Source organism: Bradyrhizobium sp. USDA 3397 (assembly GCF_054060965.1).
Genome location: NZ_JBSSDS010000001.1, coordinates 301,855 through 317,726 on the forward strand (window position 1 = coordinate 301,855; position 15,872 = coordinate 317,726).

At 63.6% G+C, this 15,872-nt stretch carries 14 protein-coding genes; 10 read left to right on the forward strand and 4 right to left on the reverse strand.

Annotation, left to right across the window (positions count from 1 at the left end):
* The first annotated feature begins 12 nt into the window (after positions 1-12).
* From ACVWYQ_RS01325 to ACVWYQ_RS01345, 5 genes are all read left to right on the forward strand, one after another.
* Entirely contained in the window at positions 13-831 is an 819-nt protein-coding gene (locus ACVWYQ_RS01325) for a lytic murein transglycosylase (RefSeq protein WP_036001257.1), read from the forward strand.
* Positions 832-944: 113 nt separating this feature from the next.
* On the forward strand, positions 945-1,166 hold the full coding sequence (locus ACVWYQ_RS01330) for a hypothetical protein (protein ID WP_007592399.1): 222 nt from the start codon (positions 945-947) through the stop codon (positions 1,164-1,166).
* A gap of 12 nt (positions 1,167-1,178) precedes the next feature.
* Positions 1,179-1,601: a hypothetical protein gene (locus tag ACVWYQ_RS01335; RefSeq protein WP_036001255.1), complete on the forward strand. Its 423-nt coding sequence runs from the start codon at positions 1,179-1,181 to the stop codon at positions 1,599-1,601.
* A 473-nt stretch (positions 1,602-2,074) separates the two neighbouring features.
* Positions 2,075-2,521 carry a MaoC family dehydratase gene (locus ACVWYQ_RS01340; protein WP_036001252.1) on the forward strand — a complete coding sequence of 149 codons (447 nt, stop codon included), beginning with the start codon at positions 2,075-2,077 and terminating at the stop codon, positions 2,519-2,521.
* Positions 2,522-2,607: 86 nt separating this feature from the next.
* Positions 2,608-3,120 (forward strand): hypothetical protein, encoded by a 513-nt coding sequence (locus ACVWYQ_RS01345; protein ID WP_456725361.1) that lies wholly within the window; start codon positions 2,608-2,610, stop codon positions 3,118-3,120.
* Between the two features lie 36 nt (positions 3,121-3,156).
* Here ACVWYQ_RS01345 and ACVWYQ_RS01350 read toward each other — a convergent pair whose 3' ends face one another.
* Positions 3,157-6,345, reverse strand: coding sequence for an efflux RND transporter permease subunit (locus tag ACVWYQ_RS01350; RefSeq protein WP_456725362.1), 3,189 nt, complete (start codon positions 6,343-6,345; stop codon positions 3,157-3,159).
* A 161-nt stretch (positions 6,346-6,506) separates the two neighbouring features.
* Entirely contained in the window at positions 6,507-7,751 is a 1,245-nt protein-coding gene (locus ACVWYQ_RS01355; RefSeq protein ID WP_271547176.1) for an efflux RND transporter periplasmic adaptor subunit, read from the reverse strand.
* Positions 7,752-7,950: 199 nt separating this feature from the next.
* On the opposite strand from ACVWYQ_RS01355, the gene ACVWYQ_RS01360 reads away from it, so the two are divergent.
* On the forward strand, positions 7,951-8,580 hold the full coding sequence (locus ACVWYQ_RS01360) for a TetR/AcrR family transcriptional regulator (RefSeq protein ID WP_456725363.1): 630 nt from the start codon (positions 7,951-7,953) through the stop codon (positions 8,578-8,580).
* Between the two features lie 44 nt (positions 8,581-8,624).
* Here the strand turns inward: ACVWYQ_RS01360 and ACVWYQ_RS01365 are convergent, their stop codons facing one another.
* Positions 8,625-9,209: a DUF1349 domain-containing protein gene (locus tag ACVWYQ_RS01365; protein WP_157282267.1), complete on the reverse strand. Its 585-nt coding sequence runs from the start codon at positions 9,207-9,209 to the stop codon at positions 8,625-8,627.
* Positions 9,210-9,718: 509 nt separating this feature from the next.
* Between ACVWYQ_RS01365 and ACVWYQ_RS01370 the strand changes: the two genes are divergently transcribed.
* From ACVWYQ_RS01370 to rnz, 4 genes are read left to right on the forward strand one after another with little or no spacing between them, the layout of a single operon-like run.
* Positions 9,719-10,936, forward strand: a complete 1,218-nt coding sequence (locus ACVWYQ_RS01370; RefSeq protein ID WP_157282266.1) for a multidrug effflux MFS transporter — start codon at positions 9,719-9,721, stop codon at positions 10,934-10,936.
* Between the two features lie 15 nt (positions 10,937-10,951).
* Positions 10,952-12,349, forward strand: a complete 1,398-nt coding sequence (gene guaD, locus ACVWYQ_RS01375; RefSeq protein ID WP_456725364.1) for a guanine deaminase — start codon at positions 10,952-10,954, stop codon at positions 12,347-12,349.
* A 10-nt stretch (positions 12,350-12,359) separates the two neighbouring features.
* The gene (locus tag ACVWYQ_RS01380; protein WP_456725365.1) at positions 12,360-13,343 is read left to right on the forward strand and encodes an antibiotic biosynthesis monooxygenase; all 984 of its coding nucleotides are present in this window, start codon (positions 12,360-12,362) and stop codon (positions 13,341-13,343) included.
* Between the two features lie 48 nt (positions 13,344-13,391).
* Positions 13,392-14,294, forward strand: coding sequence for a ribonuclease Z (rnz, locus tag ACVWYQ_RS01385; protein ID WP_404541744.1), 903 nt, complete (start codon positions 13,392-13,394; stop codon positions 14,292-14,294).
* A gap of 126 nt (positions 14,295-14,420) precedes the next feature.
* Here the strand turns inward: rnz and ACVWYQ_RS01390 are convergent, their stop codons facing one another.
* Positions 14,421-15,836: a DUF6056 family protein gene (locus ACVWYQ_RS01390; protein WP_271547170.1), complete on the reverse strand. Its 1,416-nt coding sequence runs from the start codon at positions 15,834-15,836 to the stop codon at positions 14,421-14,423.
* Positions 15,837-15,872 lie beyond the last annotated feature (36 nt).

Here is a 15,872-nt window from a genome sequence, read left to right on the forward strand (position 1 = left end):
GAGAGGTCGGGCATGATCAGGGGCAGGGCTGTTGCGGGAGCGGTTCTTGGCGCAATGACGCTGCTCGGTTGCCTGGCATCCTCCGCCGAGGCCGCGCAATGCGGCAGCTCGCCGGCCGGCTTCGAGGCCTGGAAGCGCGAGTTCAGCGCGGAGGCGCAGGGCAAGGGCATCGGCCCCACCGCGCTGTCGGCGCTGATGCAGACGAACTATGCCAGCGCCACAATCGCGGCCGACCGCGGCCAGCGCAGCTTCTCGCTGACGCTGGACCAGTTCCTGGCCAAGCGCGGCGCCACCACCATCGTCGCCAAGGGCCGGCAGCTCAAGCAGTCGCAGGCCGCCTTGTTCGCCTCGATCGAGCAGCGCTATGGCGTCCCGCCTGGGCCGCTGATCGCGATCTGGGGCATGGAGACCGGCTTCGGCAGCCAGCGCGGCAACCAGAACATGCTGTCGTCGATTGCGACCCTCGCCTATGACTGCCGCCGTCCCGAATTCTTCACCGACCAGCTCTATGCCGCCCTGAAGCTGATCGACCGCGGTACGCTGTCGGGATCGACCCGCGGGTCCATGCATGGCGAGGTCGGCCAGACCCAGTTCATGCCCAAGAGCATTCTGGCCTACGGCACCGGCAATCTCGAAGTTGCGGCCAATGCGCTGAACTCGACCGCGAATTTCCTCAAAGCCCATGGTTGGCGTGCGGGAGCCGGATACCAGCCGGGCGAGCCCAATTTCGCTGCCATCGAGGCTTGGAATGCCGCTGGTGTCTATCAAAAGGCGATCGCGCTGATGGGCCGGCAGATCGACGAGGGCGGGAGTGCCGCGGCCTCACGCTGAGCTCTTGCTCAGCGACGTGTGATGCGACGGCGCGAGAAAGTTGTTGCCTTCTGGAACCGACGGCACGAGGTTTGCTTTGATCAAGTTCAGGGCTGGGCATGAGGAGACTCAACATGGCTACCCAGATCGTGATGGACCAAACTGGCGATACGCGCCACGAGTTTGATCCTGGCAACGCCGAGGCGCTGGCGCGAGCCGAACGGCGCTTTCGTGAGCTGACCGGAGCGGGCTTCACCGCCGCGCTTCGAACCGGACCCGGCGAAGTGACCCGGATCCGATCGTTCGATCCGACCGCGCAGGAAACGCTGTTCTATCCCCGCCTGGTCGGCGGTTGATCTGAGCTGCTCATGATCGCGGCAGTTTGGCTCCGCGCGCCGGCGCGTGCGCGCCTGCATGCGCTGCGTGAACTCTATCGCCGCTTCTTCGGCGAGAACACGCCGGATGCGCGCGGCCGCCGGCTTCTGGCCGAATGGCTGTCACCGGCGCAGCGCGCGCAATTCGAGCAATTTCGATATTTCGACGTCGTCGGTTGCGACACCGGCCGGACCTATCGCATCCACTACGGCACAGCCGCCAACGTCCACGAGGTCGATAGTGAGGGACGCGCCACGATGGGGTGGTGTTTCGTCCCGTCAGGCTTTCTGGTACCGGGCGATGTGATGTTGGCGCAGAAGATCGCGCTCGAAACGGACGAGAGGGGGGCGCTTGCGCTCGCCAACCGGTTTCCGCCGGCAACGCATTCCGAGCACTTCTACCGGAGGCCATTCTAAGAGCATGAAAAGTGCGGACGTCTTAGATCATGCTCAACGATTACCCAAAGCGCGATGACGATTCATACTAATCGCATCGCGCTTTAGCCTCGGGATGGAGGAACGCTCAGGAATGCGTGGTGCGATAGGCGTCGACCGCATGCGCCGCGAAGACGCCGACGCTGCACAGAGCGAGCAGGGCTGAGATCAGCTCGATCATAGCTCGTCCTCCCGCAGCGGCTGGGCAACGAGGTTCCGGCAGCACGAATATTCGTAGATCAGGTCGAGGATGAACTGCATATTGGCCGTCCCTGTATTTATTTTGACAACCACTTAATCGGCAATCTGTTTCAGGCGTGTTTCGTCGCATCGCGAAAGGGGTTTCGTCAGGAACCTTGCGCTGGTTTGTGCGCTGCGGGCCCGCTATATCCCTCATGGCTCAGGCGATTGAGCCGTCTCTTCGGGAGCGGCACGTCATTTTGCGAGGCAAAATCATGGCGCAGGTCGAGTGGTTCGACGATCTCACCATCGGAATGCAGTTCAAATCCCCCGAAGTCGTGGTCACCGAGGCCGACATCAAGCGCTTTGCCGCCGAGTTCGATCCGCAGCCAATGCATCTCGACCACGAGGCGGCAAAGCAGACCCTGTTCAAGGGGCTTGCTGCCTCGGGATGGCACACCGCCGCGATCGCCATGAACCTTGCGATCCAGACCCGTCCGTTCGGCCCGCATCCGCTGATCGGCGCCGGTGTGGACGGCCTGCGCTGGACCATGCCGGTGCGGCCCAACGACCGCCTGCATCTGGTCGGCGAGGTCATGAGCCTGACGCCGTCGAAATCGAAGCCGCAAGGCATCGCGCTGGTGAAATGGACCATGTTCAACCAGAACGGCGAGGAGGTTTACACCTTCACTCCGATCGCGATCGTGCCGCGGCGGGGATAGGACGGCCGCCGGCCGTTCGCCTTGCCCTCTTGCGAGCCGCCGGGAGAGGTGGTCATCTCGGCGCGGGGAACGCGCTGGAGGCCGACATGAAACGATCTCTTCTTGCCGCCGAAATTCTCGCTTGCGTCTTGAGCGCAACCGCCTCGAGCTCGAGGCCCGCGCTTGCGCAACAATCCAAGGTCGGCGACTGGACCATCGAGAAGCGCGCGCAGGACACCCATTGCAATGCCAGCCGCGGCTACAAGGACAAGGATGACGAGAACCGCGACTACGTCATCGTGATCACCTATTCCGAGCAGGCGATCGTGATCGTGATGATCTACGACGGTTGGGAATGGGACAAGGCCGGCGAGATCCTCCGGGCCGATGTCGGCACCGACGACGCCGATATCATGAAGAAGGCCAAGTGGGAGGTCATGGACAAGACCACGGTGCGGGGCATCTTCGAATACGACCAGTCGATCATGGATCGCCTCGCGAAGGCCAAGCGCCTCACGCTCGATTTCGAGGACGACGACGATGACAGCATCGAGATGCAGATCCCGCGGGCCGGCGAGGCGCTGGCGGCGCTGAAATTCTGCGAGGAGAACCGGAAATGATGGTCCCGCCGGGGGCGTGCCGCGGCGGGACGCTGTTCACTCGGCAGGCCCCTGGACCGGCGCCGCGCTGATGTCGCTGCCGTGATGGATCAGCGGCTTCATGCCGGTGACGGTTCTGAGCAGCACATAGAACACCGGCGTCAGGAACAGGCCGAACATGGTGACGCCGATCATGCCCGAGAACACGGCAACGCCCATCGCGCGCCGCATCTCCGAGCCCGCGCCGGTCGAGAGCACCAGCGGCAGCACGCCCATGATGAACGCCATCGACGTCATCAGGATCGGGCGTAGCCGCAAGCGGCTGGCTTCGATCGCAGCCCGGATCGGCGTGCGCCCGGCGAATTCGAGCTCGCGCGCGAATTCGACGATAAGGATCGCGTTCTTGGCGGAGAGGCCGACCAGCACGATGAGGCCGATCTGGGTGAAGACGTTGTTGTCGCCCTTGGAGATCCAGACGCCGAACATCGCGGCGAGCAAGCCCATCGGCACGATCATGATGATCGACAGCGGCAGGGTCAGACTCTCATAGAGCGCGGCCAGCACCAGGAACACCAGCAGGATCGCCAGCGGGAACACCCAGATGCCGGAATTGCCGGCTATGAACTCCTGATAGGTCAGGTCGGTCCATTCGAAGGCAAAGCCCGGCGGCAGCACCTCCGCCGCGATCCGCGTGGCTGCTTCCTGCGCCTGGCCCGATGAAAAGCCCGGCGCAGCCGCCGCGTTGATATCGGACGACAGGAAGCCGTTGTAGCGGATCGCGCGCTCCGGCCCCGCGCTCTGGCGGATGTTGAGCAGCGCCGACAATGGCACCATGTCGCCGGACGACGAGCGCACCTTCAACTGCCTGATGTCGTCGGCGCGGGCGCGGAACGGTGCGTCGGCCTGGACGCGGACCGAATAGGTGCGGCCGAACTTGTTGAAGTCGTTGACGTAGTAGGAGCCGAGGTAGATTTGCAGCGTGTTGAACACCTCGGTCACGGGCACGCCCAGCTGCAGCGCCTTGGTGCGGTCGATGTCGGCGAACAGCTGCGGCACGTTGACCTGGAAGCTGGAGAACACGCCGGCGATCTCCGGCGCCTTCTGCATCGCCGCGATGAAGGCGTTGGTGGCCTCATTCAGGGCGTCATAGCCGAGACCGGCGCGGTCCTCGATCTGCAGCTTGAAGCCGCCGATGGTGCCGAGGCCGTTGACCGGCGGCGGCGGGAACATGGCGATGAAGGCTTCCTGAATGCCGGCATATTTCTTGTTCAGCTCGGCCGCGATCGCAGGGCCGCTGAGCGAGGGATCCTTGCGCTCGTCGAACGGCTTCAGCGTCGAGAACACGATGCCGGCATTGGATGAGTTGGTGAAGCCGGAGATCGACAGGCCCGGGAAGGCTACCGAGCTCTCGACACCGGGCTGGGTCAGCGCGATGTCGCTCATCCTGCGGATCACCTCTTCGCTGCGGTCGAGCGTGGCGCCATCGGGCAGGCGGGCGAAGCCGACCAGATATTGCTTGTCCTGGCCCGGCACGAATCCGCTCGGCACCTGCTGGAACAGAAATGCGGTGAGTCCGACGAGGACCACATAAAGGCCCATCATCGCGGACTTACGCGAGATCACCTTGCCGACGCTGCCGCTGTAGTTCTCCGAGGACCGCGCGAACGCCTTGTTGAACCCGCGGAAGAACCAGCCGAGGCTCTTCTCCATGATCAGCGTCAGCCAGTCCTTCGGCTCGTTGTGGCCCTTGAGCAGCAGCGCCGACAACGCCGGAGACAGCGTCAGCGAATTGATGGCGGAGATCACCGTCGAAATCGCGATCGTCAGCGCGAACTGCTTGTAGAACTGCCCGGTGAGGCCGGAGATGAAGGCGAGCGGCACGAACACCGCGATCAGCACCAGCGCGATCGCGATGATCGGACCCGAGACCTCGCGCATCGCCTGATAGGTGGCATCGCGCGGCGACAGCCCGGACTCGATGTTGCGCTCGACGTTCTCGACCACGACGATGGCGTCGTCGACGACGATGCCGATGGCGAGCACCAGGCCGAACAGGGTGAGCGCGTTGATCGAGAAGCCGAACACGTGCATCACGGCGAAGGTGCCGACGATCGACACCGGCACTGCCAGCAGGGGGATGATCGAGGCCCGCCAGGTCTGGAGGAACAGGATCACCACCAGCACGACCAGCGCGATCGCCTCCAAGAGCGTGTGGATCACAGCCTCGATCGAGGAGCGGACGAACTGGGTGGGGTCGTAGACGATCTGATAGGACACGCCTTCCGGCATGTTCTTCTTGATCTCCGCCATGGTGGCGCGGACGTTGTCGGAGATCTGCAGCGCGTTGGAGCCCGGCGCCTGGGAGATCGGGATTGCCACCGCATGCTTGTTGTCGAGCAGCGAGCGCAGGCCGTATTCGGACGCCCCTAACTCGATGCGCGCGACATCGCGCAAGCGCACCACTTCGCCGCGCGTGCCGGTCTTGACCACGATGTCGCCGAACTGCTCTTCATTTGCGAGCCGGCCCTCCGCGTTGACGGAGAGCTGAAGATCGATGCCCTTGATGTTCGGGGAGGAGCCGACCACGCCGGCGGCGGCCTCGACGTTCTGCGCCTGGATCGCGCGCACGATGTCGCTGGCGGTCAGACCGTGCTCGGCCGCCTTCTGCGGATCGACCCAGACCCGCATCGAATAGTCGCCGGCGCCATAGAGCTGGACGTCGCCGACGCCGTCGATCCGCGCCAGCCGGTCCTTGACGTTGAGCACGGCGTAGTTGCGCAAATACGTCATGTCGTAGCGGCCGTTCGGCGACAACAGATGCACCACCATGGTGAGGTCGGGCGAGGACTTCTTGGTGATGATGCCGAGCTGGCGCACCACGGCCGGCAGGCGCGGCTCGGCCTGCTGCACGCGGTTCTGCACCAGCTGCGTCGCCTTGTCGGGATCGGTGCCGAGCCGGAACGTCACCGTCAGCGTCATCGCGCCGTCGGTGGTCGCCTGGCTCGACATGTAGAGCATGTTCTCGACGCCGTTGATCTGCTCCTCGATCGGCGTTGCCACCGTCTCCGCGATCACCTTGGGGTTGGCGCCGGGATAGGTCGCGCGCACCACGACGGAGGGCGGCACGACGTCCGGATATTCCGAGATCGGCATCGCGAACAGCGAGATCAGCCCGGCAAGGAAGATCAGGACCGACAGCACGCCGGCGAAAATCGGACGATCGATGAAGAACTTTGACAGATTCATGGCCTTGCCCCTGGGCAATATCCTGATGTTCTCCGAGACCTCCACTCGTCATTCCCCGGCGCGCGAAGCGCGAACCCGGAATCCAGAGGTGATGTGATCGGAGTTTCGTACGCTCGAGATCCCGGGTTCGCGCGATGCGCGCCCCGGGATGACGGGGTGCATTAACGCTGCACCACGTCCTGGTTGCTGTGGTTCGACGCCTGCTGCGGCCCCCGTGCGCCCATCGCCGCCACCTCCGTCTTGAGAAGGGCGCCCGGACGCACGCGTTGCAGACCGTTGACGACGATGCGGTCGCCGGACTTCAGGCCCGAGGTGACGATGCGAAGCCCATCGACGGCGCCGCCGAGCGTGACCGGCCGGTAGACGGCGCGGCTATCGTCGCCGACTGCCATCACGAACTTCTTGTCCTGGTCGGTGCCGATCGCGCGCTCGTCGATCATCACAAGCGCCTGTTGCTTCGGCTGGCCCATGCGCACGCGCGCGAACTGGCCGGGGATGAGACGCCCGTCGTCGTTGCGGAACACTGCGCGGACACGGATGGTGCCGCTCTGGCCGTTGACCTGGTTGTCGATCAGCTGGATGTTGCCCTTCGCGGACAAGCCGCCCGAGGTCGTCATCTCGACCGGGATCTGGTCGAGCTTGCCGCGTTGGCCGGAAGCATCGGCGATCGAGTTCAGCGCGCGCAGCACCACCTCTTCGTCCGCATCGAACGAGGCGTAGATCGGATTGACCGAGACCAGCGAGGTCAGCACCGGCGAGGCGGTGCCGGCGGCGACGAGATTGCCGACGGTGACCTCGATCTTGCCGACGCGGCCATCCACGGGGGCGCGCACTTCGGTGTAGTCGAGATTGAGCTTTGCGGTCTGGAGCGTTGCCTCGGCCGCCTTGACGTTGGCGATCGCTTCGCGATTGGCGTTGTCGCGCTGGTCGTAGTCGCGGCGGGTGACGACGGCGTTGCCGACGAGCTGCGCGCCGCGCTCGAGCTCGCTCTGGGTGAAGACGACGCGGGCTTTTGCGGCCTCGAGCTGGGCGGCAGCCTTGTCGACCTCGGCCGCATAGGGGGCGGGATCAATCTTGAACAGCACGTCGCCGGCTTTCACCAGCGCGCCCTCGGTGAAGTTCGCCGACATGATCGCACCCGCAACGCGGGGGCGGAGCTCGACACGGTTGATCGCCTCGAGCCTGCCGGAGAAATCGTCCCACAGCACGGTCTGCCGCGGCTCGATCATCGCGACGGTGACGGAAACGGCTTGTTCAGCTGCGGCCGCTGGTGCGGTCGCTTGTGCCGCATGAAAATAGCGGCCGGTCACGATCGAGCCGGCCGCGGCGAGGGCGCCCACGATGGCGACGCCGCCCAGAAGGCGGCGGAAACGGCCGGTGCGGGAGGTATTTTGGGAGGGATGCATTTGCGCGCTCCAGATATGTAGTGTTCACTACAGATGTGGAGCTGGATACCGCAGTGCAAGATACTTATGTACCAATCACTAAGAAAATTGTACGCCGATACCGCGACGATTGGAAGACACAAGAAAAAGAAAGCTAGAACAAATAGATAGGATCCAGCGTTAGGCTGAGACAGCACGCCGAATCCGAGGAGACAGGCACATGGGCATGGGACGCCCCCGCGAATTCGACGCCGAAACGGCGTTGGACCAGGCGATGGAAGTGTTTTGGCGCCATGGCTATGAGGGCGCGACAATTGCCCAGCTCACGGAGGCCATGGGCATTAATCCGCCCAGTCTCTACGCCTGCTTCGGCAATAAGGAAGGCCTGCTGAAGGCGGCGCTCGACCGCTACACCAAGCTGCGCAACACCTGGATGGACGAGGTGGTCGCAGCGCCCACCGCTCGCGAGGTGGCGGAGCGGATGCTGATGGGCATCGCCGACAAGCAGACCGATCCCGCCAATCCGCCCGGCTGCCTGCTCGTGCAGGGTGGCATCGCCTGCGGCACCGGCTCCGAGAACGTCCCGTTCGAGCTCGCCGCGCGCCGCGCCCAGAACGAGGACCAGCTCCGCGACCGCTTCATCCGCGCCAGGGCCGAAGGCGATCTCAAGGAGAGCGCCGATCCGGCCGCGCTCGCGCGCTATGTCTCGGCGGTGGCGGTCGGCATGGGCGTGATGGCGTCGTCAGGCGCCGATCGCGAAGCGCTGCGGCAGGTCGCCGATGTCGCAGTGCAGGCGGTCGAGGCGCAGTCGGCGGAGGCGATAGAGACGAGTGGCAGGGCGCTGCGCTGAACGACGATCTGCCCGCTCGCGAGCGCGATAGATCGCAAGGCCGCTTAGCTCAGGTCGTGCAGGTCCTTTCCAAGCGGCGGTGTCAGACGAAAGTTCGAGAACACGACTTCCAGTCCCGCCCGCTCGGGTGTGCAGGCCATCGGCCCCACAAGATAGGAGCTTGCTGCCGGAAACGGCGCTAGCCGCATGAGAGGCCAGGTCTTGCCGTCGGACGAGACTTGTAGACGAAGGACGCCGTCGGCGACGGTTGCGCGGACCCAGAAGTCTCCGGCATCATGCTCATAGGGTGCCGTTGCCCAGTCCGATCGCTCGTCGGTTAACACGCTTGCAAGCATGGCGCGGCCGTCCGACAGTTCGATGCCGGCCTTGACCCAATGTCGCGCATCGATGCGCACCATGATGCCCGCCTGATCGTAGAGCGCCTGGAAGTCGCCCTGTACACGCAAGCTGGCGGTGAATGCCTCGCCGGTTGGAAAGCCCAGGAAATGCCCGCTGTCACGATTAAAGCCGTAGTGGGTTTCGCGCCAGAAGTCGGTGCCTTTGTCCGTCACGACCTGGAGGCGATCGTCCTCTGCCGTCCATCGTTTCGGTTCGTTCAACCACACGCCGTCACTTCTGAGGAGAGTCATTTCCAACCTCGATTGCCGATGCCTGCCGGGTCTCGATCCATCTGCTGGACAAGCATGGCCTCGTGCAAACTGCTATCGCGCGCGTGCATAGAGTTCGGCCTCGGGCCATCGACAGTGGTGCCGATGTCGAGGCCGGCTCACGTTTCATAGCAGCCATGGCTTCCGACCGGTTAACGGCGTCGGCGCGAGTTGCGGATTCACGATCGGCGATCATGCAACTTTGCGCCTGTTCTGCCCGACGTGTCAAACGGCCCTCGCCGGCAGGACCCGCACCATGCGGCACGAAATTCTTCAATGATTCGTACTGTGCATGGGGTTGTTTTCGCATTTTTGTTTGAGCGTGCCCGGAGCCTGATCATCCAGCGCCGCGAACCGTGTCGATACGGGAACCCCTAAGAGTTTTTACATACAGTTCTGGCACGTTCCGCGCGTCAATATCCACAGCCTGCAGCGTGTCTCATTGCGCGCACGAAAAGATGGGGCCTACGGGCATCGAGGGGGCGTAAGCCATGACTGCACTTGCTTCGGACGCCGGTCGCGCCAGGAGTGGGATCGTGCCGATCCTGTTGTGCGTCGTGCCGTTCAGCCAGATTCCGCTCGATGCCTATACGCCCGGCCTGCCGCAGATGGTGGTGGATCTCACAGCTGACGCGGCCTCGATGCAGAACACCGTCACCGCCTACATGCTCGGCATGTCTCTGGCGCTGGTGCCGGTCGGTATCGCCTCGGACACCCTCGGCCGCCGAAACGTGCTGCTCGCAGGCCTGTCGGTGCTGATCGCGATGAGCATCGCCTGTGCGCTCGCCACCAGCGCGACGCTGCTGCTTGGCTTGCGCTTCCTGCAAGGCATCGGCGGCTGCACTTGTCTCGTCGTCGCCTATGCAGTCGCAGCTGATTGTTTCCGCGGCCGCGAGCTCACCGCGATCTCCGGCCTGTTGGGTGCCGCCTGGGGCCTTGCGCCGGTGCTGGCGCCGGCGGCCGGTGGCTTCATCGTCGAGCTGACCTCGTGGCGCGGCGTCTTCGTCGTCATTGCCATCGCTGCGGCGATCGTCGCCACGATCGTCGCATTTCTTCTGCCCGAAACATTGCCGGCAGAGCGGCGTGCGCCGTTCGATCCGCGCCGCACTGCCGGTATCTTGCGCGATGCGCTGGTCCGCCCGGGCTTCCTCGCCTTCGTGCTGGTCTTTGCCGCGGCGGCCAGCGCGCAGCTGGCGTTCGGCGTCGTCGCGCCGTTCTTCTACCAGACCGGTCTCGGCTATTCGGCGGCCATCTACGGCCTCGTCGCACTCGGGCTTGGCGGGGTCAATCTCGCCGGCGAGCTCGGCTGCGCGCATTTCGCGCGCGTCATGCCGGCGCGCTTGCTGGCCTTCGGCGCCTTCGCGCTGTTCCTCGCCGGCTCTGCGGTCCTGAGCGTAACGGGCATGACCCTAGGTCTGGATTTTACGTCGATCACCATCGGCGGCGCGCTGGTGCTCGGCGGCTGCGGCGTGCTGTGCCCGATGATGTACGGGATGGCGCTCGGCCTGTTCGAGCGCGACCACGGCCTGATCGGCGGCCTCATCAGCGCGCTCTGCTATCTCGCCGTGAGCGGTGCCATGGCGATCACGGCGGTGTTGCCCGAAGCGACGCAGGCGCCGATCGGATGGCTCTATCTCGGCCTCTGCGCCATTGCGGGGACGCTGCTCGCGATCTCGCTGCCGTCGGCGCGGCAAGCGACACACAGTTAAATAAGGAACCAAATCATGACCACGGTCGGAATTCGCGGCACGTTCTTCGATTTCGTCGACGATCCCTGGAAGCACGTCGGCAACGAGCCGGCCTCCGCGCGCTTTCACCAGGACGGCCTCATGGTCGTCACTGACGGCGTGATCAAGGCGTTCGGTCCTTATGACAAGATTGCCGCCGCCCATCCGGGCGTCGAGGTCACCCACATCAAGGACCGCATCATCGTTCCCGGCTTCATTGACGGCCACATCCATCTGCCGCAGACGCGCGTGTTAGGGGCCTATGGTGAGCAGCTCCTGCCGTGGCTCCAGAAATGGGTCTACCCGGAAGAGCTCAAATACCGGGATCGCGACTACGCGCGCGAGGGCGTGAAGCGTTTCCTCGATGCGCTGCTCGCCTCAGGCACCACCACCTGCCAGGCCTTCACGAGCTCCTCGCCTGTTTCGACCGAGGAATTGTTCGAGGAAGCGAGCAGGCGCAACATGCGCGTCATCGCGGGCCTCACCGGGATCGATCGCAACGCGCCGGCCGATTTCATCGATACGCCGGAGAATTTCTATCGCGACAGCAAGCGGCTGATCGCGCAGTACCACAACAAGGGCCGCAATCTCTACGCCATCACGCCGCGCTTCGCCTTTGGTGCCTCGCCGGAATTGCTGAGAGCATGTCAGCGCCTCAAGCACGAGCATCCGGACTGCTGGGTCAACACCCACATCTCCGAGAATCCGGCCGAATGCAGCGGCGTGCTGGTCGAGCATCCGGACTGCCAGGATTATCTCGGTGTCTACGAGAAGTTCGACCTGGTCGGTCCGAGATTCTCCGGCGGCCACGGCGTCTACCTCTCCAACAACGAATTCCGCCGCATGTCGAAAAAGGGCGCGGCGGTGGTGTTCTGCCCGTGCTCGAATCTGTTCCTCGGCAGTGGCCTGTTCCGCCTCGGCCGCGCCACTGATCCCGAGCATCGCGTCAAGATGTCGTTCGGCACCGATGTCGGCGGCGGCAACCGCTTCTCGATGATTTCCGTGCTCGACGACGCCTACAAGGTCGGCATGTGCAACAACACGCTGCTCGACGGCAGCATCGATCCGGCACGCAAGGATCTCGCGGAAGCCGAGCGCAACAAGCTCTCGCCCTATCGCGGCTTCTGGTCGATCACGCTCGGCGGTGCCGAAGGCCTCTACATCGACGACAAGCTCGGCAATTTCGAGCCCGGCAAGGAGGCCGATTTTGTCGCGCTCGATCCGAACGGCGGGCAGGTCGCGCAAGCGTGGCATCAATCGCTGATCGCCGACGGCGCCGGCCCGCGCACGATGGACGAGGCCGCGAGCATGCTGTTTGCCGTCATGATGGTCGGCGACGATCGCTGCGTCGACGAGACCTGGGTGATGGGCAAGCGTCTCTACAAGAAGGGCTGAAGTCGCCGCGATGAGCGCATCTCCTGACACAGCCGGCCAGCCGGTCGCTCTCGTCATCCAGCGCCGCATCGCCGACGACGGCTTTGCTGCGTTCGCCCGGTGGAACGGTGAGGTCGGCGAAGTGCTCAAGACCTGGCCCGGCTTTCTCAGCCTTGAGGTGGTGCCGCCGCAACCGCCGGCGCATGTGGACTGGGTGACGATCCTGCGTTTCGCGATCCCGGCTGCGGCACGTGCCTGGCTGCAGAGCGAGGTGCGGGCGAAGCTGATCGCGGAGGTGCAGCGCTTCTTCGTCGGTTCGGAGGACGTCCATATCCTGCCCGACACCGGCGTCCCGCGCGACAGCGCGGTCTCGGCCGTCATCTCATTCAAAGTCCCTGATGGGCTCGAGGACGCGTTCCTGAAATGGCAGCAGCGCATCCAGGCGGCGGAGGCCGAGTTCAAGGGATTTCTGCGGCACAAGATCGAGCGGCCGCTTCCGGGTCTGCATGACGAATGGATCATCATCCTGTCGTTCGATTCTGATGCCAACCTCAATGCCTGGCTCGACTCGCCGTTGCGGCAGACGCTGCTGAAGGAGGGGGCGCGCTTCAACGCCGGCATGAACGTGAAGCGGGCGAGCTATGGCTTCAATTTCTGGTTCCCGGCCGGCAAGACGTCGGCCCCCGAGCAAGGGCCCGGTTTCATCTGGAAGAGCAACCTGATCGTTCTCCTGGTGCTTTATCCCGTGGTCTACCTCTGGGGCTATTTCATCAGCGCGCCCCTGATCGACAGAAACGGCGTGCCGGTCTGGCTGTCGCTGTTCCTCGGCAATCTCGTCAGCACCCAGCTGCTCGGCTGGTGGCTGGTGCCCGCCGCCTTCAAGGCGCTCGACTGGTGGGTGACGCCGAAGGCTGCGATCAGTCGCCAGATCGCGGGGTACGTACTGCTCGCCGTGCTCTATGCCGCGTCGATGGGCCTGTACGCGCTGCTGCTCGCGTGGCATTGGGGACGGTGAGACCGTCAACCCATTGACGCGGAGGACGGTCGCGGGATATCGACGACCATGTTCGCCCTGACGTTTCTCGGGACATCGGCGAGCGTTCCCTCGGCGGAGCGCAACCATCCGGCGCTCCTCGTGGAAGCCGCAGGCAAGCGCGTCCTGGTCGATTGCGGCGAGGGCACGCAGCGCCAGCTGCTGCGCAGCGGCGCCGGCTTCCGGCGGCTCGACCGCATCCTGCTCACCCACGCCCATCTCGACCACGTGCTCGGCATCCCCGGATTGTTCTCGACGCTCGGCTTGCGGCAGACGTCCGAGATAATGACCGTTCACGGCGGCGCGGGCACGCTCGACCTCGTCACCCGCATGCTCGCCGGCCTGTGGGGCGCGGGCAGGGCGCCGATTGCCGTCCAGTTCGAAGCGCTGACCGAGGGACGAGCTATCGATACCGGTGAATTCGCCGTTGACTGTTTTCCGGTCCGCCACCGCGACACCGACAGCTTCGGCTTCATCTTCCAAAGCCCCGCGCGTCGTCATCTTCGGCCTGATCGCCTCATCGCGCTCGGTGTCCCCGACGGTCCCTTGCGCGGCGAGTTGGCCGCGGGCCGACCGATCGTGCTTGCCGACCGAACCATCGATCCGGAAGAGGTCCTGGGTCCTGCGAGCGGCGGCAGCAAGCTCGTCGTGATCGGCGACACCGAGACCACGGAGGGGTTGTCGCAATACGTCGCCGGCGCCGACATGCTGGTGATCGAGGCGACATTCCTTGATCGCGACGCGCCGACCGCGCGGAATTACGGCCATCTCACCGCGGCAGAAGCGGCCTCCTTTGCCGCCGCGAACAAGGTCGGACAGCTCGTGCTGACGCATATGTCGGGGCGCTACGAAGACGCAGAAATTCTCGCCGAGGCGGCAAAAATCTTCCCGAACACCCGGATCGCCGCAGACTTCGACCACATCGTCGTCTGATCAACGGCAGATGTGCGACGTGTCCCCCACAAGGGGCCGCGCGGACGACCTGTTGATCATCGAGCCGCTAGCAAGGCATCGATCGTCCGCTTTTTGTCGAGATCGCGGTCGGCCGGATTTCCTCTGTCATTGCAACACGACGGTCTTCAACTTGTAAGCCGCCGCGACACAGTCGTTCGGGAGACGATCTGGGCTCGTCGACAGATCCTGACCGACAAGTAACGTTGGGCGGACAGTGAAGCTAGGAACAGCAAGATCAGGCTCTGTCGCTGTTAGCATTAGCTTCTCGCGGTGCAGAGTCTCTGTCCGGAAAGCATTAAAGAGAGGCCATTCGGCCTGCATCAGCTTGAAACCAGTTCCGCTTAAGATCGGCACGGTGAGAAACATACATGCCACGGCGATGCTGATCGTATTGAGTTTGCCAAACGAAAGAAGAGACCCAATCCCGGCGAAGCCGCAGGCAAAACCAACGATTAGTAAAATCAGCACTTGATTGTTTGCTCTAGGAGCTAGATGGGTGCCCGTCGCGAAATACCCAACGAAGTGCGCGACGTATGAGCTGCCGAAGAGAAAAACTGCCAGACCAGCGAACAAAAACGCTTGCGCCGCGACATTACGCGGCTTGCGATGGAAAGAAGCCGCGCAAAGGTGGGCCGCCAGCGCCCACGGCATTGCGATGACGAGCGCTCTCGTCCAATCCAAGGGCGCCCGTTTGGCGGCCTCAAGTAGAGCTCCTAACACATTCCCGGCGGCTGGGAACTGCCCCATTCTCACGGAGTTTGCTGGCGCACCAAGAAGGATAGCGAATCCCGCCAACGTGGCTGCCAGCAATACGAGATGTGCTGCAGATTGGGGGCGCGGATGGCCTGATAGTCGCCTGAAGAGAAAAGAGCCGAGGACAATTCCGATCAACCAGATTGGCGTAAATTCGTTGCACAGTGCTGAAACAAACGAAAATGCAGCAAGCGTGCTGGTCTTCAGGGGGGAGAGTTCGTCGCCCTCCGCGGCGCTGACATAGAGCTCTGCCAAAACGATAGCGACCAGCGCCGCCGGGACCGCATAGCAAGCGACACCAGGCAGCCAGTACAGCAATTCGCGAGGATCCTCGCAGCTTGCAAAAACCGTCGCGACGAGGCTGAGAGACAGATAACCGAGCCGATCGGCTGGGACATGCCGATACAAACGTACCGCAACCCATACCATTGACCCTGCAAAAAGCAGGGCAAAAGCAATGAGTACTGAAGGGTAGACTTCGACGAGGTGCTGAACTGAACCGCGGGTTATTATTCCTGGTATTGTGATCAAGATCAACGGTACGACCCGACCGACGAGCGTTCGATAGAAGTCGCCGATTGATCCGACTAGGCCGTTGTCCCGGTAATTGTAGAAAAGGCAGTAATCATCAGATTCAGGATAAGCATAAGTGGCTGCAATCAAGAAGCTCGAAACAACGTATATTGGGACCGCCGCCGCGACAGCAAACAGGATTCCTGATTGAATGGCCTGGTTGCTGGGTCTGGATTTTACGATAGCGGAAGACATTCTCAAAGGGCTTCAAACGGATGATAAGGCTGGGCA